Consider the following 19017-nt stretch of genomic DNA (forward strand, 5'->3'; position numbering starts at 1 on the left):
GCGCCGACGCCCCGACCGGATCCTCCCGGATGTCCTGAGCGCCTCTCCCGCGCGCCGCGTTGATATAGCTCAAATCTGTTACAAATGTTTCAGACCCGGCGCCTATTCGTAGGCCTTCACCGGCGTGCCGGCGATGGCGGTCACGTTCAGCAGCCCGCGCGAGGTGATCGAATGCGACACGATGTGCGCGCGGTTGCCCATGCCCATCAGGATCGGCCCCACTTCCAGCCCCTCGGATTTCGCCTTCAGGATATTGCGCGTGGCGCTGGCCGCGTCCGGGCTGCCGAAGACGAGGATATTGGCCGGCCCGTCGAAGCGGGTCTTGGGCATGATCCGGGCGCGCAGGTCTCCGTCCAGCGCGGTGTCCACGTTCATCTCGCCCTCGTAGGCGAAATCGCGGGGCGCGGAATCGAGGATCTTCAGCGCCTTGCGCAGCCGCTTGCCCGAGCCACTGGACAAGTTGCCGAACTGCGATTGCGAACACAGTGCGATCTTCGGTTCTATCCCGAAGCGCCGGGCATGCCGGGCGGCGCCGATGGCGATCTCGGCAATGTCCTCGGGGGAGGGGCGCTGATGCACTTGGGTGTCGGCGATGAAAAGCGGGCCGTCTTCAAGGATCATCAGAGACAGGGCACCCACGGGGCGGAGCTTGTCGGTGGCCAGCACCTGCGTGATGTAGTTCAGGTGCCAGCGGTATTCGCCGAAGACACCGCAGATCATGCTGTCTGCCTCGCCCCGTTCGACCATGATGGCCGCGATGGCCGTCGTGTTGGTGCGCATGATCGCGCGGGCCGTATCGGGGGTGACCCCGCGGCGGGCCATCAGGTCGTGATAGCTGGTCCAGTAGTCCCGGTAGCGGTCGTCGTGTTCGGGGTTCACGATGGCGAAATCCTTGCCCGGGCGCACCGTCAGCCCCATGCGTTCGCACCGTGCGGTGATCACGTCGGGCCGACCGATCAGGATCGGGGTTTCGCTCATCTCCTCCAGCACGGCCTGCGCGGTGCGCAACACGCGTTCGTCTTCGCCTTCTGCAAAGACGATCCGGCGGTTCGAGGTCGCGGCGGCATCGAAGACGGGCCGCATCAGCAGGGCCGACTTGAAGACCGATTGTTCCAGTTTTTTGACATAGCCGTCGAAATCCGCGATGGGCCGGGACGCGACACCGCTGTCCATCGCGGCCTTCGCCACCGAGGCGGAGACCACGGCGATCAGCCGCGGATCGAAGGGTTTCGGGATCAGGTAATCGGGGCCGAAGGTCAGCTTTTCGCCGCTATAGGCCGCCGCGGCCTCGGCGCTGGTGGTTTCACGGGCCAGCTTGGCGATGCCGTGGATGCAGGCAAGCTCCATCGCGTCGTTGATCTCGGTCGCGCCCACGTCCAGCGCACCGCGGAAGATGAACGGGAAGCACAGGACGTTGTTCACCTGGTTCGGGAAATCGCTGCGCCCCGTGGCGATGATCGCGTCCGGCGCCACGGCACGCGCCAGATCGGGCATGATTTCGGGCGTGGGATTGGCCAGCCCGAAGATGATTGGCCGGTCGGCCATGCGTGTGACCATATCAGGCGTCAGGATGCCGCCGACGGACAGGCCGATGAACATGTCGGCCCCTTCGATCACGTCGTCGAGCGTTCGCAGATCGGATTTCTGGGCGAACTCCGCCTTGTGGGGGTTCATCTCCTCAGTCCGGCCGTCGTAGACCAGCCCGGCGATGTCGGTCAGCCAGATGTTTTCGCGTTTCGCGCCCAGCTTCAGAAGCATGTTCAGGCAGGCGATCCCGGCAGCACCACCGCCGGAGGACACGATCTTTATGTCCTCGAATGTCTTTCCGGCCACGTGCAGCGCGTTGGTCGCCGCGGCCCCCACGACGATGGCGGTGCCGTGCTGGTCGTCGTGGAAGACGGGAATGTTCATCTTCTCGCGGCACAGCTTTTCGACGATGAAGCAATCGGGCGCCTTGATGTCTTCAAGGTTTATCGCGCCGAAGGTCGGCTCCAACGCGCAGACGATCTTGGCCAGCGTTTCGGGGTCGTGTTCGTCGACCTCGATGTCGAAGCAATCGATATTGGCGAACTTCTTGAACAGAACCGCCTTGCCTTCCATCACCGGCTTGCCGGCCATGGCCCCGATATCGCCCAACCCCAGCACCGCCGTCCCGTTCGAGATCACGGCGACAAGGTTCGCCCGCGACGTGTACCGCGCGGCATCCTGCGGATTGGCCTGGATTTCCAGGCAGGCCTCGGCCACGCCGGGCGAATAGGCGCGCGACAGGTCGCGACCGTTGGCCAGTGGCTTGGTGGCACGGATCTCCAGTTTCCCGGGACGCGGGAACTCGTGGTAGTACAGTGAAGCCTGGCGCAGATTGTCGCTGTCCGACATGGGGCAGCCTCCTTCATTCATGCGCGGGTGCCCGTGGGACCCGTCGCGGGACTGGCAAACGAACGGCCCCGATAGCCAATCGACAAGGGAGGCGATCGGCACGTGGCGGGGAAATCTCCTCGGCCCGGATGCTATCGGCCTTCCGCGTCGGCGCCTACCCCTAGTGCTGATCTGCGCCGCCGCGCCGCGGGTTGAAAACCCGCGCGCCCCGCGCCACTGTCTGCGCAACAGGAGAGCGCAGCCAATGCCCGACACAATCGCCGAAATCCGCCTGCCCACGACCGAGTTGCGCGACGATATCCCGTTCTTTACCAAGGTGCTGGGGATGCGGATGGACATGATCTATCCCGCCGACGATCCCGGCGTCGCTGTGTTTTCGGGCCATGGCCTGCGGCTGCGCATCGACCGCGACGCAAAGGAAAGCGCCGGTACGATTCGCATCCTGACCGACGATCCCGACGGGTTCGCCGAGGGCGCCCGGACCCTGACCGCGCCCAATGGCACGAGGATCGAAATCGAGGACCGCAATCCGCCGCTGATCCTGCCCACGACGCTGCATTCCTTCGTCGTGCGCCGGCTGGCCGATCAGGCCCCGTGGATCGTGGGCCGCGCGGGCATGCACTACCGCGATCTGATCCCCGACCGGTTGGGCGGGTCGATCATCGCCAGCCATATCCGCATCCCGGACGGCGGCCCGGTGCCCGACATGGTTCATTTCCACAAGGTCGGCTTCCAGTTGATCTTCTGCGTCCGCGGCTGGGTCGATGTCCTGTATGAAGATCAAGGCGGCCTGCGCCGCCTGACGCCGGGCGATTGCTTCATCCAGCCGCCCGAGATCCGCCACCGCGTGGTCGAGGCCTCGGACAATGTCGAGGTGATCGAGATCGGCGTCCCGGCCGAACACGTGACCGAGATCGATCATGACATGGACCTGCCCACGGCCCAGTTGCGCCCTGACCGGGAATGGCAGGGGCAGAAATTCGTCCACAACTTGGCCCAAGGGGCCGATTGGCAGCCTTTCCGCCTGCCGGGCTTCCAGTGCCGCGACACGACCATTGCCGCCAATACCGGCAACGTGGCGGGTGTGCAGGTCGTCCGTCCCGGAAACGGCGCACCCGCATGGGCTCGCCACGATGCCGACATCCTGTTCACCTTCGTGATGGCAGGCGGCGTGACGCTTCATGGCGAAGGCCGCGATCCCTACCGGTTGGAAAAGGGCGATGCCTTCGTCATCCCGCCGGGCATGGCCACGCGGCTGGCCGACGCCACCGCGGATCTTGAGCTTCTGGAGGTCGCCTTGCCGGGCGCCTTTGCAACCGAACTCGTGACGGAGCCTGAATTGGCATGACCGAAAACCCCCTTCGCGCGCCCGCGCTGGCCGTGTTCGCAAACGCCTACGCGCCCTATTCCAACTTCAAGGTCGGCGCCGCGATCCGCACGGACGACGGCACCGTCTTCCAGGGCTGCAACGTGGAAAACATCGCCTATCCCGAAGGCACCTGCGCCGAGGCCGGGGCCATCGCCGCAATGGCCGCCAGCGGCGCGCGCAAGATCACGGAAGTGTACGTGGTGGCCGAAGCACCCCTGCCGGTGCCGCCCTGCGGTGGATGCCGCCAGAAGATCGCCGAGTTCGCGGGCAAGGACGTGGCCGTGACCATGGCCACCACGACGGGACAGGAACTGAAGATGACCGTGGCCGAACTCCTTCCCGGGGCGTTCGGCGCCGATCACATGGCAGATACCTGACCCATGGACGCACGCTCGATCATCGCCTTCCTTCGCAAGGGGGAACAACCGCCCAAGGGCGCCATGGCCTGGATGGCCCGCAGCCTTGCCGACGGCACCGTCAGCGACGCGCAGGCCGGCGCCTTCGCGATGGCCGTGTGCCTGCAGCATCTGGATGCCGCGGCCCGGGCGGAACTGACCATCGCCATGCGCGACACGGGGCAGGTCCTGAAATGGGATCTCGACGGTCCGGTCGTCGACAAGCATTCGACCGGAGGCGTGGGGGATTGCGTGTCCTTCGTGCTGGCCCCGGCGCTTGCCGCCTGCGGTGCCTACGCGCCCCTGATCTCGGGCCGGGGGCTGGGCCATACGGGTGGGACGCTCGACAAGCTGGAGGCGATCCCGGGCGTCCGCACGCAGATCGCGCCGGACCGTTTGCAGCAGATCGTGGGGCAGGTGGGCTGCGCCATCGTCGGCGCGACCGGAGACATTGCCCCCGCCGACCGCCGCCTTTACGCGGTGCGCGACGTGACGGCGACGGTTGACAGCCTCGATCTGATCACGGCGTCGATCCTGTCGAAGAAGCTGGCCGCCGCACCGCAGGCGCTGATGCTTGACGTCAAGACCGGGGCCGGGGCGCTGATGAAATCCGAGGCGGACGCGAAGGCGCTGGCCATCGCGTTGGTCGAAACCGCAAACGCCGCCGGGTGCCCGTGCCGCGCGATCATCTCGGACATGAACCAGCCGCTTGCGCCCGTCATGGGCAACGCGCTGGAGATCGTCGCCGCGATGGAAGTCCTGACCGGCGAAGGCGCCGACAGCCCGCTGGCCACGATATCGGCCGTACTGGGCGGGTCGCTTCTGGCACAGGTCGGGCTGGCCGACACGGTTGAAGAGGGACAGGCGAAGATCGCCGCAACCTTGGCCGATGGCAGCGCGGCGGAACGGTTCGCCAAGATGGTCGCCGCAATGGGCGGGCCATCGGATTTCGCCGAAAGCTGGCGCCACGGCCTGCCCGAAGCGGATCACATCCGCGAGGTCGAGGCGCCCGAAGCGGGCCATGTCACCGCCATCGATGGCGAGGCGCTGGGCTTTGCCGTCGTGGCCCTTGGCGGCGGTCGCCAGATCGAGACCGACCCGATCGACCCCGCCGTGGGCCTGACGGGCATCGTCCGGCTGGGCACGAAGGTCGACAAGGGCACGCCGCTGGCCACGATCCATGCCAGCCGCTCCGACGCCGCCGGCCGCGCCGAAGCTGCGGTGCGGGCAGCGTTCTCCATCGGGGCCAAGCCCCGGAAACTCCCGCCGCTGATCCACGCCACGGTCAACCCATGACCCGGGCTTTCCTTGTGGTGATGGACTCCGTCGGTATCGGCGGGGCGCCCGATGCGGCGTCGTTCTTCAACGGGGACGCCCCGGACACCGGGGCCAATACCGTGGGCCACATCGCCAAGGCCTGCGCCGACGGGCTGGCCGAAGACGGGCGCAGCGGTCTTTTGAAGGTGCCCACACTGGATGCGCTTGGCCTGGGCGCCGCGTTGCGGACGGCCTCGGGCATCGAGACGCCCGGTCTGACGGCCAGCCCCTCGGGCTTCTGGGCCGCGGCAACCGAACAGGGCGCGGGCAAGGACACGCCATCGGGCCACTGGGAACTGGCCGGATTGCCCGTCACGTGGGACTGGCACTATTTCCCCCACACCAAGCCCGCCTTCCCGCCGGACCTGAGTGCGGCGGTCGCGCAAGCCGCCGGGACAGACGGGATACTGGGCGATTGCCACGCCTCGGGAACCGAGATCATCGCACGACTGGGCGCCGAGCACATGCGGACCGGCTGGCCCATCTGCTACACCTCAGCCGACAGCGTCTTCCAGATCGCCGCGCACGAGGAGAGCTTCGGGCTGGAGCGCCTGCTGGAACTTTGCCGGACGGTCGCGCCGATGCTCCACAAGATGAGGGTAGGCCGTGTAATCGCCCGGCCGTTCACAGGCTCGCCCGATACCGGCTTCACGCGCACCGGAAACCGCCGAGACTACTCCCTGAAACCGCCCGGGCCGCTGTTGACCAATGTCGCGCACGAGGCCGGGCGGCGCGTCCATGGCATTGGAAAGATTGGCGACATCCTGGCTATGGAAGGCATCGATGAGGTCCGGAAGGGCCCGGACGCCGACCTGATGGGCCATCTGGGAGATCTGGTGGACGAGGCCGAAGACGGCAGCCTGACCTTCGCCAATTTCGTCGAGTTCGATTCGCTTTATGGCCACCGCCGCGACGTGTCAGGCTATGCAAGCGCGCTGGAATGGTTCGATGCGGGGCTGGCGCCGATCCTGAAACGGCTGAAACCGGGGGACCTGATGATCCTGACGGCCGATCACGGCAACGACCCGACATGGGCCGGCACCGATCACACACGCGAACGCGTGCCTGTCCTGTGTGCCGGGCTGGGGCGGGGCAATGCCGGGCAGATTGCCTTTGCCGATGTCGCGCAGAGCGTCGCCGAACATCTGAACCTGCCCCTGATCGGACCGGGACGCAGCTTTTTGCCCTGAATCCGGCCCGTCGCGCCTTGCAGGATCGTGCCGGGTAACAGAATACTGACCGTCAATCGTAAACCGGAGCTGCCCCATGTCCGAAATGGTGACTGTCGTCGATCATCCCCTTGTCCAGCACAAGCTTTCGCTGATGCGCGACAAGCATACGCCGACGTCGGAATTCCGGCGGCTCTTGCGGGAGATCACGCTGCTGATGGCCTACGAGATCACGCGCGAACTGCCGATGACCTCGACCCTGGTCGAGACACCGATGATGGACATGGACGCGCCGACACTGGCGGGCAAGAAGCTGGCGCTGGTGTCGATCCTGCGGGCCGGGAACGGGATGCTGGACGGCGTGCTGGAACTGGTGCCGTCGGCGCGCGTCGGGTTCGTTGGCCTGTATCGTGACGAAGAAACGCTGCAACCGGTCGAATACTACTTCAAGGTTCCGGACGAACTGGAAGACCGGCTGGTCATCGTCGTCGATCCGATGCTGGCCACGGGCAATTCATCGGCTGCCGCCATCGACAAGCTGAAGGAAGCCGGGGCCACCGATCTGCGGTTCCTGTGCCTGCTGGCCGCCCCCGAAGGCATCGCGCGGATGCAGGAGGCGCATCCCGACGTCCGGATCGTGACCGCATCCGTGGATCGTGGACTGAACGAGGCGGGCTATATCCTGCCCGGTCTGGGCGATGCCGGCGACCGGATGTTCGGGACGAAATAGGCACGTCCGCCGCAGGAAACGGGGCCGAGAGGCCGGATTTCTTTACGTGCGCCGGGCCATCGGGCAGGATGGGGCCGGAATTTGCGGGGTACGGGATGCGTTTGGCAAGATCTTTCGTCGCCGGTCTGGGTCTGGCAATGGCCGGGGTGATAGCCTTGGCGCCCGAGCTGCCGGCGCAGGTCCTGCGCGACGCGCCGACCCCGGCCGAGTACCCTCCGGCCTCCTATCGTGGAACCCAGTATGTCGACAGCAAGGGCTGCGTCTTCATCCGTGCCGGGATGTCGGACTACGTGACGTGGGTTCCAAGGGTCACGCGGGAGCGCAGGCAGCTTTGCGGCTACCAGCCGACCCGTGTCGCGGGCGCCACCGCGACGCCGCCGCCACGCCCACGCGGCCGCCAGATCGTGATTTCGCCCACCGCGGTTCCGCCCTCGACGCCGCCCGCGCCCGTCCCAGCGCCGGTTGCCGCGCCTGTGCCGCGCACCGTGGCACCTGTTGCAGCCGTCCCATCCCGGACACCCGCGCCTGCCGCCCCGATGCGCCCATTGACCCTTTCCGGAACGCAAGGCGGGGACGTGGTACGGGACAGGTCGTCGTTTCCACCCAACACCCGCGTGTTGCCCCTGCATGTCTGGCAGGAGCGACAGAAATCGGTCAACGTGCCGGTGCCCCGGGGCTATGAACGTGTCTGGACCGATGACCGCCTGAACCCGCGCCGGGCCGAGAAATCCCTTGCGACCGCGCGGATCCAGCCCGTGACCGCGCCGCCAAGAGGGTACGAGGCGACATGGGACGACGACCGTCTGAACCGGTACCGCGGCGGACGGTCCGACGCGCAGAACGCGGCCACCGATCAGGTCTGGACGGATACGGTTCCGCGCAAGCTCGTGACGCCGACGCAAACGCCGCCCGTTGTCAGGGTGGAGGCGGAACCACCCGGCGTCCGGACGCCCCGCGACGACGCCGGACAGCCTTTCCCCGAGATCAACGCCCGCCGTTGAGGCGTCCCGCGGTGCGGGGCGTCACGACACCGGGCAATGAGTCTGAAGCTGCACCCAATCCTGATCGGCAATCACTGCGCTGCCGTTATCGGTCCGGGGCAGGTTCGGTGCCTGATCGGGCGCGGCGGCGGCGATGAAGGGCGCGGTCGGCACATCTGCATCGGCGAAGGCCGCGGCCAATAGCTCCGGGTCGGGATTGGCCGAGGGCGATTTCAGCAGACGTTCGGCATGGCGCGCCAGCGCGCGGGCCGGCACCGTACCGCGTGTGACCAGCGTGAACGAGGCATAGGGCCCGGCCTGCCGCAGCAGACGGTCCAGCGGGTCGGTCTGGGCGGCCAGAACACGCTCCTGCAGGACATAGCCCGCGGCCACGGCGGGATCCTCGCTGGGGGCGGTCAGGCGGCTGTCGAGCGCCACGAGCCCGCCGGGCAGGTGCATGCTGGGCCGTGGCAGGTCCGTCAGGACCACGAGCTGAGGGGTGGAGGTACGCTGGGCAAGCTGGTTGAGCGCGCGAATTGTGCGCTGCAGGGGGCTGCCCTTCGGCTTGGCCGAGGCGCAGACCGGCCCCGACAGCCGGGTGACCTGGCCCAGCAACGCCTCGCCGATTTCGACGCGGGTAACGGGCGGTACGACTTCAAGCGCATAGCGCCGCAGCGCGCCGGGTGCCCAGAACAGAAGCAGCGAGACGATCAGCAGCGTCGTGCCACCGGCGATCAGTACCCGCACGCGCCCCTGCCGCGGGCGGGTGCGGCGAATGGAGTTGCGGATGCGCTCCAGCGCCTCGATCATCTGGACCTCGCCGCCGTCGAGTTCGAGCGTTTCGCCCGGATCTCCGTCCGGGCCGAAAAGCGCGGGCAGGGTGCCGGGATTGCGCCGTTCGATCGCGGCCAGCGACCAGTGCGACAGGACCCGGTCGCGCATGTCGGTGATGGTGAGCGTGGCATCGCCCAGCGACACCACGACCTCGCGCCGCTGCGATGAGGCATCGGGACGCCAGAGGCCGCTGGCCTCGAGCCGGTCGTAACGCTTCAGCGCCGTCATGGGGTGGTGCTGCTCTCTTGAGTTTTCTTTCTAGTTAGCAGGGGAAGCGGGGGGCGGCAAATCCCCAGCGTGCGGGAATGCGTTCCGCGCCTGCGGATCGTCCGCGCCCGGGCCGGCCCGCCCACCCACCCGCGCCGGATCCTTTCAGGATCCGACGCACCGGCACCGGGCACGGACGATCCGCAGGCGCGGACGGCGGTCAGAGCTTTGCCGCGGTTTTCCTGAGCTCGAACTTCTGGATCTTGCCGGTGGATGTCTTGGGAAGCTCCTGGAAGACCACGGCTTTGGGGGTCTTGAACCCGGCCAGCGTCGTCCGCGCGAAGGCGATGAGCGCGGCTTCGTCGGTTTCCGCTCCGGCTTTCAGTTCGACGAAGGCGCAGGGCACCTCGCCCCATCTGTCGTCTGGCTTGGCAACCACCGCGGCGAGCAGCACGTCGGGGTGGTTCATCAGCACGCCCTCGATCTCGACCGAAGAGATGTTCTCGCCCCCCGAGATGATGATGTCCTTGGCGCGGTCGGCGATCTGGATGTAGCCGTCGGGATGCTGGACGGCGATGTCGCCGGAATGGAAGTACCCACCGGCGAAGGCTTCGGCCGTGGCGTCGGGGTTCTTCAGGTAGCCCTTCATCACCGCGTTGCCGCGGATCATGATTTCGCCCTGCACGCGGCCGTCCATCGGTGTCTGGGTCAGTTCGGCGTCCGTGACGGTGACATGTTCGAACTGGGGCATGGCCACGCCCTGGCGCGACTTGATCTTCGCCCGGTCGTCGCCTTCCAGATGCGCCCATTGATGGCCCCACATGCATTCGGTCGCGGGCCCGTAGGTTTCGGTCAGCCCGTAGACCTGGGTGATGTGAAAGCCCATCGGTTCGATCTTGGCCAGCGTCGCGGGCGCGGGCGGTGCACCGGCAGTGAAGACCTCGACCACGTGGTCGAAGGCGCGGCGTTCCTCTTCCGGCGCGTTGACCAGCATGTTCAGCACGATGGGCGCGCCGCCGAAATGGGTCACGCCCTCGTCCGCGATGGCGTCGAAGATCGCGGGTGCGGTGATGTCGCGGCAGCAGACCAGCGTGCCGCCGACCATGGGCATCAGCCATGTGTGGCACCAGCCGTTGCAGTGGAACAGCGGCACGATGGTCAGGTAGGTGGGCCTGAGCTGCATCCGCCACGAGATCACCTGGCCCATCGCGTTCAGATACGCGCCGCGGTGGTGGTAGACGACCCCCTTGGGCCGCCCCGTCGTGCCCGAGGTATAGTTGAGCGCGATCGATTCCCATTCGTCTTCCGGCAGGATCCAGTCGAAATCATGCGCGGCATTGCCGATCACGGTTTCGTACTCCGGATAACGCCCGCTGGCGGGGAAACCGGCCTGCATGTCCGCCACTTCGATGATCAGCGGCGCGTCGCCTTCCATCGCGTCGATGGCGGCCTCGGCCAGGGTCAGGAACTGGCTGTCGACCAGCAGGACCTTCGCGCCGCCATGGTCGAGGATATAGGCCACGGTCCCCACATCGAGCCGCGTGTTGATCGTGTTCAGCACCGCGCCGGCCGCCGGGACGGCGAAATGCGCCTCTGCCTGGGCGGGGATGTTGGGCAGGATCGTGGCCACGACATCGCCCGGCGTCACCCCCATCGCGGCGAGGGCCGAGGCGGCGCGGGTGCAGCGGTCATAGTATTCGGCATAGGTCTTGCGGTGTTTGCCGTAGACGACGGCGGTTTCCCCGGCAAAGACATGCGCCGCGCGCTGCAGTGCCGAAAGCGGTGTCAGCGGCACGTAGTTCGCCTTGTTGCGCTCCAGTCCGGTTTCGTCGGCCAACCACCCCATCGGGACCTCTCCTCATGACTTGGACGTGAAATACCGGCGCAACTATGCGACGGGGGCAGGGCAATGAAAAGCGGCTCTCGTCTGGTGGCGGGCAGGGCGCACGGCTAGTGTCCCGGTCATGATCATCTCTCCCGGTCGCGGCTACGTCTTCGTCCATATTCCGAAAACCGGCGGCACGTCGCTTGCGCTGGCGCTGGAAAGCCGCGCCATGAAGGACGACATCCTGATCGGCGACACACCCAAGGCGAAGCGTCGGAAGGGGCGGCTGAAGGGAGTGCAGACGTCCGGGCGGCTGTGGAAGCATTCCACGCTGGCGGATATCGACGGGCTGCTGGCAGAGGGGGAGCTGGAGCAACTGTTCGCGTTCACGCTGGTGCGTAACCCTTGGGACCGGGTGGTGAGCTACTATCACTGGCTGCGGGTTCAGAGCTTCGATCATGCTGCCGTGGCTCTCGCCAAGGAGCTCACATTCGAGGACTTCGTCTGCCACCCGGCTACGCTCGCATCGCTCCGGCACACGCCCGCGGCCCGCTATATGACGCGCGCGGACGGGACGGAGCAATGCACGGCCTGCATCCGGATCGAACATCTCGAGGAAGACGCCGCCCCGCTCTGGGCGCATCTCGGGTTCCGGCTGGGCCTGCCGCGCGAAAACGCGTCTGACCGCGCGCCGGATTTCCGGCAATATCATTCGGATCGGTCGGCGGCGGCTGTCTCCGAGGCCTGCGCGGTCGATATCGCCCGGTTCGGCTACGGCTTCGGGTGATGGTGCGTGGAAACCACGCACCCTACGGCAGTATGTGCGAAACGCCCTGATTTCTTGGTCTCCAAATACCTCGGGGGAGGCCGCCCCGCAGGGCCGGGCGGGGGCAGCGCCCCATGATCCGGCCAACACGTTCCCTCCGGACGCAAGAAGGGCGGGGAAACCCCCGCCCAACCCGATAGTCTCAAACGGTAGGGTGCGTGCTGTGCACGCACCGCCGCCGGTCTTACGCCGCCTCGGCCATTCCGCCGAACCGGCCGTAGAAGGTCTGGCCTTTCTCGGCCATTTCGCGCAGGAGCGCGGGACAGGCGAAGCGCTCGCCATAGGCTTCGGTCAGCTGATCGCAGCGCTCGGCCGCGTAAGCCGCGCCAAGGATGTCGAGCCAGGCGAAGGGTCCGCCCGACCACGGCGCGAAGCCCCAGCCCAGGATCGCGCCCACATCGCCTTCGCGGATGTCCATCAGCACGCCTTCTTCCAGCGCCCGCACCGCTTCCAGCACCTGGGAGAACATCAGCCGGTGCTGCACGTCGATCAGCTCGGGCTGGTCCTCGGCTTCCGGGAACTTGTCCTGGATGCCCTTCCAGTAATCCAGCCGCTTGCCCTTTTCGTCGTAGTTGAAAAACCCGGCGTTCGACTTGCGGCCCAGACGGCCCAGGTCTTCCATCCAGAACAGCAGGTCATCGACGGGCGATGCAGGGTACGCGTTGCCCATCGCCTCTTTCGTCGCCCGCGCGATCTTGGCACCCAGCTCGATCGAGGTCTCGTCCGTCAGTTGCAGCGGCCCCACGGGGAAGCCCAGCTGGGCGGCCGCGTGGTCGATCATCTGCGGCGCGACCCCTTCCGTCACCATCCGTGCGCCTTCGTTCACGTAGGGAATGATGCAGCGGTTGGCGTAGAAGAAGCGTTCGTCGTTGACCACGATGGGCGTCTTGCGGATCTGGCGCACGTAATCCAGCGCCTTGGCCACGGCCCGGTCCCCGGTTTCCTTGCCCTTGATGATCTCGACCAGCGCCATCTTCTCGACGGGCGAGAAGAAGTGGATGCCGATGAACTGCTCGGGCCGCACCGATGCCTTGGCCAGACCGGTGATCGGCAGGGTCGAGGTGTTGGAGGCGAAGATGCAGTCCTCGGGGATGATCGCCTCGACCTTCTTGGTCATCTCGGCCTTGACGGACGTGTCTTCGAACACAGCCTCGATGATCAGGTCGCAGTCCTTCAGCGCGTCCAGATCGGGCGTGGCGTTGATCTTCGACAGAAGCGCCGCCTTCTTCTCTTCCGTGGCTTTCCCGCGCTTGATGCCCTTGTCCATGTAGGTCTCGGAATAGGCCTTGCCGCGGTCCGCCGCGTCCTGATCCCGGTCGACCAGCACGACGTCCATGCCCGCCTGGGCCGACACCAGCGCGATGCCCGCGCCCATCATGCCCGCGCCCAGAACGCCCAGCTTCTTCACGCGCTGGTCGGCCACGCCTTCAGGCCGCACCGCGCCCTTCTCCAGCGCTTCCTTGTTGACGAAAAGGGACCGCACCATCGCGCCCGAGGACGGGTTCATCAGCACGTTGGTGAACCAGCGTGCCTCGATCCGCAGTGCGGTGTCGAAATCGACGAGCGCGCCTTCATAGACGGCCGACAGCAGTGCCTTGGGGGCCGGGTAGGCGCCCTGCGTCTGACCGTGCACCATGGCGCCCGCGCCGACGAAGGTCATGAAACCTGCCGGGTGATAGGGCGCGCCGCCGGGCATCTTGTAGCCCTTCGCGTCCCACGGTTTGACCAGATCGGCGTCCTTCGCCTCCAAGACCCACGCCTTGGCCGCCGCCATCGGATCGTCCGACACCTCGTCGATCAGACCGGCCTTCTTCGCCTTCTCGGGCGCAAGCATCTTGCCTTGCAGCAGGTATTCAGAGGCGCCCATCGCCCCCAGCTTCCGCACCAGCCGCGTCGTGCCGCCCGCGCCGGGGAAAAGCCCCACCAGCACTTCCGGCAGCCCGATACGGGCCTTGGGATTGTCGGCCACGAAGATCCGGTGACAGGCCAGCGGTAGTTCGAACCCGATGCCCGCCGCCGTGCCGGGCAGGACGGCCGCAACCGGCTTACCGCCCTTCTTGGATTTCGGATCCATCCCCGCCAGTTCGATTTTCCGCAGCACCTTGTGCATGCCCATGATCGCGTCGAACAGGCCCTGCGCCGGGTTGTCGCCGGCCAGTTCGCTTGCGCGGCCCAGCTGGTTCAGGTCCATCCCCCCGGCAAAGCTGCCATCCTTGCCGGACGTGATGACGATGCCTTTCACGGCCTCGTCGGCCAGAGCGTCGTCGACACAGCCATCAAGCTCGGCCATGCCGTCGAAGCTCATCACGTTCATCGACTTTTCGGGGACGTCCCAGGTGATCACGGCGACGCCGTCGTCGCCCTTCTGCATGGTGAAATCGGTCATGTGCTCTCTCCCTTCCATGGGAAATTCAATCTGAAACCGGGACCGGACTGGCCCCGGCGAAAATTCTGCCGTCAGGCCGGATCCTCGATCGGGCTGCCGTCCTTCCGCGTGAAACGGCCTTTGCCGTCGACGTCCGCCACCATCATGTCGATGTCGGAGTATTGGACAGTCTCGGTCGCGGTGTTGGTGCCGACGACGAAGAACGTGGCCTCACTGTCCGACCGGTTGATCAGGCAATGTCCGTCCTCGACCCCGGCGGGGAAGGCCGCGCAATCGCCCGGACCCATCGGCGTTTCGCCATCGTCCATGATCAGAACCATCTGGCCCGTCAGCACGATCAGGAACTCGTCCTGCCGCATGTGCCAGTGGCGCAGCGAAGACTGGGTTCCCGCCGGAACCGTGACGATATTGGCCCCGAACTGGGTGATGCCCCCGGCCGCGCCGACGCCCAGAACAGACCGTTCCGCCACCGCCGCCGCATAGCGCGCCGGGTAGCGGGAGCCTGTCCGGGCCTCGATTTCGCCAAGGTCCACCTTGCCCATCAGACCCGCTCGATGATCGTGGCGGCCCCCATGCCGGACGCGACGCAGAGCGTCGCCAGCCCGGTTTCCTTGTCCGATCGCTCCAGCTCATCCAGCAGCGTGCCGATGATCATGGCGCCGGTCGCGCCCAGCGGGTGGCCCATCGCGATGGCGCCGCCGTTGACGTTGACCTTGTCCATGTCGGCATCGAACGCCTGCTGGAACCGCAGCACGACCGAGGAGAACGCCTCGTTCACCTCGAACAGGTCGATGTCCGAGAAGTTCATGCCCGACTCCGCCAGGATCTTCTGGGTCGTGGGCACGGGGCCCGTCAGCATGATCGTGGGATCGGTGCCAATCTTGGCGGTGGCCCGGATCCGCGCGCGGGGCTTCAGCCCGTATTCCTCGCCGAATTCCTTGTTGCCGATCAGCACGGCGGCCGAGCCATCGACGATGCCCGACGAGTTCCCGGCATGGTGGATGTGGTTGATCTTCTCAAGATGCGGGTACTTCAGCAGCGCCACCTTGTCGAAGCCCGGCATCTGCTCGCCCATCATCTGGAACGACGGGTTGAGCGAACCAAGGCTTTGCATGTCGGTCGAGGGGCGCATGTATTCGTCATGGTCCAGGATCGGGATGCCGTTCTGGTCGCGGATGGTGACGACGGACTTGGCGAACCGGCCTTCGTCCCACGCCTTCTTGGCACGGCGCTGGCTTTCCACGGCGAAGGCATCGGCCTGATCGCGGGTAATGTCGTATTCGGTGGCGATGATATCGGCCGAAATGCCCTGCGGCACGAAATAGGTCTTCATGGCCACGGTCGGATCGACGGCAATCGCCGCCCCGTCCGAGCCCATGGCGACGCGGCCCATCATCTCGACGCCCCCGGCGATATAGGCCTTGCCGGCGCCGCCCTTCACCTGGTTCGCGGCCAGGTTCACGGCTTCCATGCCGGAGGCGCAGAAACGGTTGATGGCCAGCCCGGGGATGGATTCATCCAGATCTGATGCCAGCACGGCCGACCGCGCAAGGCAGCCGCCCTGTTCCATGACCTGGGTGACATTGCCCCAGATCACGTCTTCGACGGCATGACCGTCGAGGTTGTTGCGCTCTTTCAGCGCGTTCAGGATCTCGGCCGACAGGCGCAGCGAAGTCACTTCGTGCAGCGCACCGTCCTTGCGGCCCTTGCCCCGCGGCGAGCGGATGGCGTCGTAGATATAGGCGTCGGTCATGATGTCCGTCCTTTCTTCGAATGTTCGCCGCGAGGAAACGCGGCCCGATTCAGATCACTGTCAGACCCGGTCCGAAGGGTTGCCGGGCATCAGGTCATAAGGGGATTTCCAGCCGGGCAGATCCGAGATCCGCGTCAGCCAGGCATCGATGTTCGGGTAATCGGCCCGCTCGAACCCGAAGGGCTCGGGGTAATAGAGGTAGCAGCAGCACGACAGGTCGGACGCGGTCAGCCCGTCGCCCACGATCCAGTCGCGGCCTTCGAGGTGCTTGTCGAGGATCTGGTACGCGCCGGCATTGCGGCCCTTCAGGAATCCGATCACGTCGGGTGATCGCTTGTCCTCGGGAATGAAATTCTGGACGAAGCGGGCAGGGCCGATCATGGCGGAGAACTTGTTGTTGTCCCACAGGACCCAGCGCAGGATCTCGCGCTCTTCTGCCTTGTCCTTGCCGCCGAACTTGCCGGTCTTCTCGGCCAGGTAATCCAGGATCACACCCGACTGGGTCAGCGTCACGTCGCCATCGACCATCACCGGCACTTCGCCCATCTCGTTGACGGTCGACCGGTACTCCGGGCTGCGGGTCTCGCCGTTGAAGAAATCGACGAACACGGGCTCCCATTCGACACCGGCCAGCGTCAGGCCTAGGGCGACCTTGTAGGAATGGCCGCTTTCGCCGAAACAGTAGAGTTTGATGGTCATGAAATTGGCCCTCCCAGGCACCTGTCGCAATCGTTGGATTTGAGCATTTTCAGAAAGAAGAAAACCCGTAGGTGCCCTTCTGATAACCCAACATTAACGTTACCTGCGCCTTAATTTTACTACGGTACAGGCGGGAGCGCCGATGACCGTGAAAGGAGAAACCCTGCTGCCTGGCCGAGTGCCGCCAAGCGAGATCGTGCTTCGGCAGCAGGGTGGACCCAAGGGCTTTCTTCTTTCTCCAAATACTCCCGCCGGAGGCACCCGCCGGCCGCGACCTGCGGCCGGCAAGGATATCGCGCTATCAGAAGTTGGCGGCGTCCAGCGCCATCACCGTGTCCGCGCCCGACTGGATGCGCGTCAGGTGCAGCGCGGTGGCGGGCAACTGGCGGGCCATGTAATAGCGCCCGGTGGCCAGCTTCGTCTCGAAAAACTCGGTATCGCCGGTGCCTTCCGCCAGCGCGGCCTTCGCCGCCTTGCCGATCTGCGCCCACATCAGGCCCAGGCAGACATGGCCGAACATGTGCATGAAGTCGTTCGAGCCAGAGAGCGCGTTGTTCGGGTTCGACATGCCGTTCTGCATGAAATACATGCCCGCGGCCTGAAGATCCTTCGAGGCCGCTTTTAGGGGTTCGAGGAACTCCTTGTCATAGGCGTCGTCCGACCCGCCGTTCTCCTTGATGAAATTCTTCACCAGGTCGAAGAAGGCCATCACGTGCTTGCCGCCGTCCTGCGCCAGTTTCCGGCCCACGAGGTCGAGCGCCTGAACGCCGTTCGCGCCTTCGTAGATCATCGCGATACGGGCGTCGCGCGTGTACTGCGACATGCCCCATTCCTCGATGTAGCCGTGCCCGCCATAGATCTGCTGGGCCTTCACGGTCATGTCGTATCCCTGATCCGTCAGGAAGCCCTTGATTACCGGAGTCATCAGCGAGACCAGCCCGTCGGCATCCTTGTCGCCCGCGCGGTGGGCCTTGTCGATCAGCGTGGCGCCCCACAGAATGAAGGCCCGCGCGCCTTCGGCGAAGCTCTTCTGGTCCATCAGCGCGCGGCGCACGTCGGGGTGCACGATGATCGGATCGGCCGGGCCGTCCGGGTTCTTCGCGCCCGTCACGTCGCGGCCCTGCAGCCGGTCCTTGGCGTAATCGACAGCGTTCTGGTAGGCCGCATCGGCCTGTGCCAGGCCCTGCATGCCCACGCCCAGACGCGCTTCGTTCATCATCGTGAACATCGCGCGCATGCCCTTGTGCTCTTCGCCCAAGAGCCAGCCCTTGGCGCCGTCGTAGTTCATCACGCAGGTGGCATTGCCGTGAATGCCCATCTTCTCTTCCAGCTTGCCGCAGCTCACGCCGTTGCGCGCGCCCAGGGAGCCGTCCTCGTTCACAAGGAACTTCGGCACGATGAAGAGCGACACGCCCTTGATGCCGTCCGGGCCACCGGGGATCTTGGCCAGCACGAGATGGATGATGTTGTCGGCCAGGTCGTGTTCGCCGGCCGAGATGAAGATCTTCTGCCCGGTCACCGAATAGGAGCCATCGTCCTGCGGCTCCGCCTTGGTGCGCATCATGCCCAGATCGGTGCCGCAATGCGGTTCGGTCAGGTTCATGGTGCCGGTCCAGTCGCAGGCGACCATCTTCGGCAGGTAGGTCTGCTTCTGGTCTTCGGACCCATGTGCCAGGATGGCCGAGGCCGCCCCATGGGTCAGGCCCTGGTACATCGTGAAGGCCTGGTTGGCGGCCGAGAAGAATTCGCCCACAGCGGAGGAGACGACCTGCGGCAGGTTCTGCCCGCCATATTCCTCGGGGAAGTCGATGCCCGACCAGCCGCCGGCCTTCATCTGTTCGAACGCGTCCTTGAAGCCCGTGGGCGTGCGGACGACCCCGTTTTCCAGCGTGCAGCCTTCGACGTCGCCGGTGGTGTTCAGAGGCTGAAGCACTTCGGAGGCAAGCTTGCCGGCTTCTTCCAGGATCGCGCCGGTGAAATCGGCCTCGAGATCGGCATAGCCCGGGATCTCGGCTTCAGAGACGTTCAGAACGTCGTGCAGCAGGAACTGGATGTCCTTGGTGGGGGCAATATAGCGTGGCATGGGTCACTCCTCCGTGACATGTGCTGTGCGAGGGGCGGCAGAGGCTCGCGGCCGCGACTCGACATGAT

General features: G+C 65.9%; 15 protein-coding genes. 7 read left to right on the plus strand and 8 right to left on the minus strand.

Annotation, left to right across the window (positions count from 1 at the left end; genetic code table 11):
* Positions 1 to 102: 102 nt before the first annotated feature.
* Positions 103 to 2376, minus strand: coding sequence for an NADP-dependent malic enzyme (locus D4754_RS10150; protein WP_121063102.1), 2274 nt, complete (start codon positions 2374 to 2376; stop codon positions 103 to 105).
* A 244-nt stretch (positions 2377 to 2620) separates the two neighbouring features.
* On the opposite strand from D4754_RS10150, the gene D4754_RS10155 reads away from it, so the two are divergent.
* From D4754_RS10155 to D4754_RS23940, 6 genes are all read left to right on the plus strand, one after another.
* Positions 2621 to 3724 (plus strand): cupin domain-containing protein, encoded by a 1104-nt coding sequence (locus D4754_RS10155; RefSeq protein WP_121063104.1) that lies wholly within the window; start codon positions 2621 to 2623, stop codon positions 3722 to 3724.
* Complete coding sequence (locus D4754_RS10160; RefSeq protein WP_121063106.1) at positions 3721 to 4122, plus strand: cytidine deaminase; 402 nt, start codon at positions 3721 to 3723, stop codon at positions 4120 to 4122. Before D4754_RS10155 ends, D4754_RS10160 begins: the two co-directional genes overlap by 4 nt.
* Positions 4123 to 4125: 3 nt before the next feature.
* The gene (locus D4754_RS10165) at positions 4126 to 5436 is read left to right on the plus strand and encodes a thymidine phosphorylase (RefSeq protein ID WP_121063109.1); all 1311 of its coding nucleotides are present in this window, start codon (positions 4126 to 4128) and stop codon (positions 5434 to 5436) included.
* Positions 5433 to 6647, plus strand: a complete 1215-nt coding sequence (locus D4754_RS10170) for a phosphopentomutase (protein ID WP_121063111.1) — start codon at positions 5433 to 5435, stop codon at positions 6645 to 6647. Before D4754_RS10165 ends, D4754_RS10170 begins: the two co-directional genes overlap by 4 nt.
* A 76-nt stretch (positions 6648 to 6723) precedes the next feature.
* The gene (gene upp, locus D4754_RS10175; protein ID WP_121063113.1) at positions 6724 to 7356 is read left to right on the plus strand and encodes a uracil phosphoribosyltransferase; all 633 of its coding nucleotides are present in this window, start codon (positions 6724 to 6726) and stop codon (positions 7354 to 7356) included.
* 95 nt (positions 7357 to 7451) lie between these two features.
* Positions 7452 to 8357, plus strand: a complete 906-nt coding sequence (locus D4754_RS23940) for a hypothetical protein (RefSeq protein ID WP_205589614.1) — start codon at positions 7452 to 7454, stop codon at positions 8355 to 8357.
* 21 nt (positions 8358 to 8378) lie between these two features.
* Here the strand turns inward: D4754_RS23940 and D4754_RS10190 are convergent, their stop codons facing one another.
* Entirely contained in the window at positions 8379 to 9398 is a 1020-nt protein-coding gene (locus D4754_RS10190; protein WP_121063119.1) for a hypothetical protein, read from the minus strand.
* A gap of 199 nt (positions 9399 to 9597) precedes the next feature.
* Complete coding sequence (locus tag D4754_RS10195; RefSeq protein WP_121063120.1) at positions 9598 to 11223, minus strand: AMP-binding protein; 1626 nt, start codon at positions 11221 to 11223, stop codon at positions 9598 to 9600.
* 118 nt (positions 11224 to 11341) lie between these two features.
* Here D4754_RS10195 and D4754_RS10200 point away from each other — a divergent pair, with 118 nt between their 5' ends.
* Entirely contained in the window at positions 11342 to 11989 is a 648-nt protein-coding gene (locus D4754_RS10200; protein ID WP_121063122.1) for a sulfotransferase family 2 domain-containing protein, read from the plus strand.
* Positions 11990 to 12212: 223 nt separating this feature from the next.
* Here D4754_RS10200 and D4754_RS10205 read toward each other — a convergent pair whose 3' ends face one another.
* The 5 genes from D4754_RS10205 to D4754_RS10225 all read right to left on the minus strand — a co-directional run bounded on the left by D4754_RS10205 (position 12213) and on the right by D4754_RS10225 (position 18949).
* Positions 12213 to 14414 carry a 3-hydroxyacyl-CoA dehydrogenase NAD-binding domain-containing protein gene (locus D4754_RS10205; RefSeq protein WP_121063124.1) on the minus strand — a complete coding sequence of 734 codons (2202 nt, stop codon included), beginning with the start codon at positions 14412 to 14414 and terminating at the stop codon, positions 12213 to 12215.
* A 71-nt stretch (positions 14415 to 14485) separates the two neighbouring features.
* Complete coding sequence (locus D4754_RS10210; protein ID WP_121063126.1) at positions 14486 to 14956, minus strand: cupin domain-containing protein; 471 nt, start codon at positions 14954 to 14956, stop codon at positions 14486 to 14488.
* On the minus strand, positions 14956 to 16167 hold the full coding sequence (locus D4754_RS10215; protein WP_121063128.1) for an acetyl-CoA C-acetyltransferase: 1212 nt from the start codon (positions 16165 to 16167) through the stop codon (positions 14956 to 14958). The genes D4754_RS10210 and D4754_RS10215 overlap by 1 nt, the downstream gene beginning before the upstream one ends.
* 60 nt (positions 16168 to 16227) lie before the next feature.
* On the minus strand, positions 16228 to 16866 hold the full coding sequence (locus D4754_RS10220; protein WP_121063130.1) for a glutathione S-transferase family protein: 639 nt from the start codon (positions 16864 to 16866) through the stop codon (positions 16228 to 16230).
* Positions 16867 to 17167: 301 nt separating this feature from the next.
* Positions 17168 to 18949: an acyl-CoA dehydrogenase C-terminal domain-containing protein gene (locus D4754_RS10225; RefSeq protein WP_121063131.1), complete on the minus strand. Its 1782-nt coding sequence runs from the start codon at positions 18947 to 18949 to the stop codon at positions 17168 to 17170.
* Between the last annotated feature and the right edge of the window lie 68 nt (positions 18950 to 19017).

Origin of the sequence: Chachezhania antarctica (genome assembly GCF_003646465.1) — a bacterium.
GTDB classification, from domain to species: domain Bacteria; phylum Pseudomonadota; class Alphaproteobacteria; order Rhodobacterales; family Rhodobacteraceae; genus Chachezhania; species Chachezhania antarctica.

What these genes read in the sequence shown, in the direction of transcription:
- D4754_RS10160 (WP_121063106.1), top strand. Translation starts at nt 3,721, where the DNA reads ATGACCGAAAACCCCCTTCGCGCGCCCGCGCTGGCCGTGTTCGCAAAC.
- D4754_RS10200 (WP_121063122.1), top strand. Translation starts at nt 11,342, where the DNA reads ATGATCATCTCTCCCGGTCGCGGCTACGTCTTCGTCCATATTCCGAAA.
- D4754_RS10195 (WP_121063120.1), bottom strand. Translation starts at nt 11,223, where the DNA reads ATGGGGTGGTTGGCCGACGAAACCGGACTGGAGCGCAACAAGGCGAAC.
- D4754_RS10165 (WP_121063109.1), top strand. Translation starts at nt 4,126, where the DNA reads ATGGACGCACGCTCGATCATCGCCTTCCTTCGCAAGGGGGAACAACCG.
- upp (WP_121063113.1), top strand. Translation starts at nt 6,724, where the DNA reads ATGTCCGAAATGGTGACTGTCGTCGATCATCCCCTTGTCCAGCACAAG.
- D4754_RS10150 (WP_121063102.1), bottom strand. Translation starts at nt 2,376, where the DNA reads ATGTCGGACAGCGACAATCTGCGCCAGGCTTCACTGTACTACCACGAG.
- D4754_RS10215 (WP_121063128.1), bottom strand. Translation starts at nt 16,167, where the DNA reads ATGACCGACGCCTATATCTACGACGCCATCCGCTCGCCGCGGGGCAAG.
- D4754_RS10225 (WP_121063131.1), bottom strand. Translation starts at nt 18,949, where the DNA reads ATGCCACGCTATATTGCCCCCACCAAGGACATCCAGTTCCTGCTGCAC.
- D4754_RS23940 (WP_205589614.1), top strand. Translation starts at nt 7,452, where the DNA reads ATGCGTTTGGCAAGATCTTTCGTCGCCGGTCTGGGTCTGGCAATGGCC.
- D4754_RS10205 (WP_121063124.1), bottom strand. Translation starts at nt 14,414, where the DNA reads ATGACCGATTTCACCATGCAGAAGGGCGACGACGGCGTCGCCGTGATC.
- D4754_RS10155 (WP_121063104.1), top strand. Translation starts at nt 2,621, where the DNA reads ATGCCCGACACAATCGCCGAAATCCGCCTGCCCACGACCGAGTTGCGC.
- D4754_RS10190 (WP_121063119.1), bottom strand. Translation starts at nt 9,398, where the DNA reads ATGACGGCGCTGAAGCGTTACGACCGGCTCGAGGCCAGCGGCCTCTGG.
- D4754_RS10210 (WP_121063126.1), bottom strand. Translation starts at nt 14,956, where the DNA reads ATGGGCAAGGTGGACCTTGGCGAAATCGAGGCCCGGACAGGCTCCCGC.
- D4754_RS10220 (WP_121063130.1), bottom strand. Translation starts at nt 16,866, where the DNA reads ATGACCATCAAACTCTACTGTTTCGGCGAAAGCGGCCATTCCTACAAG.
- D4754_RS10170 (WP_121063111.1), top strand. Translation starts at nt 5,433, where the DNA reads ATGACCCGGGCTTTCCTTGTGGTGATGGACTCCGTCGGTATCGGCGGG.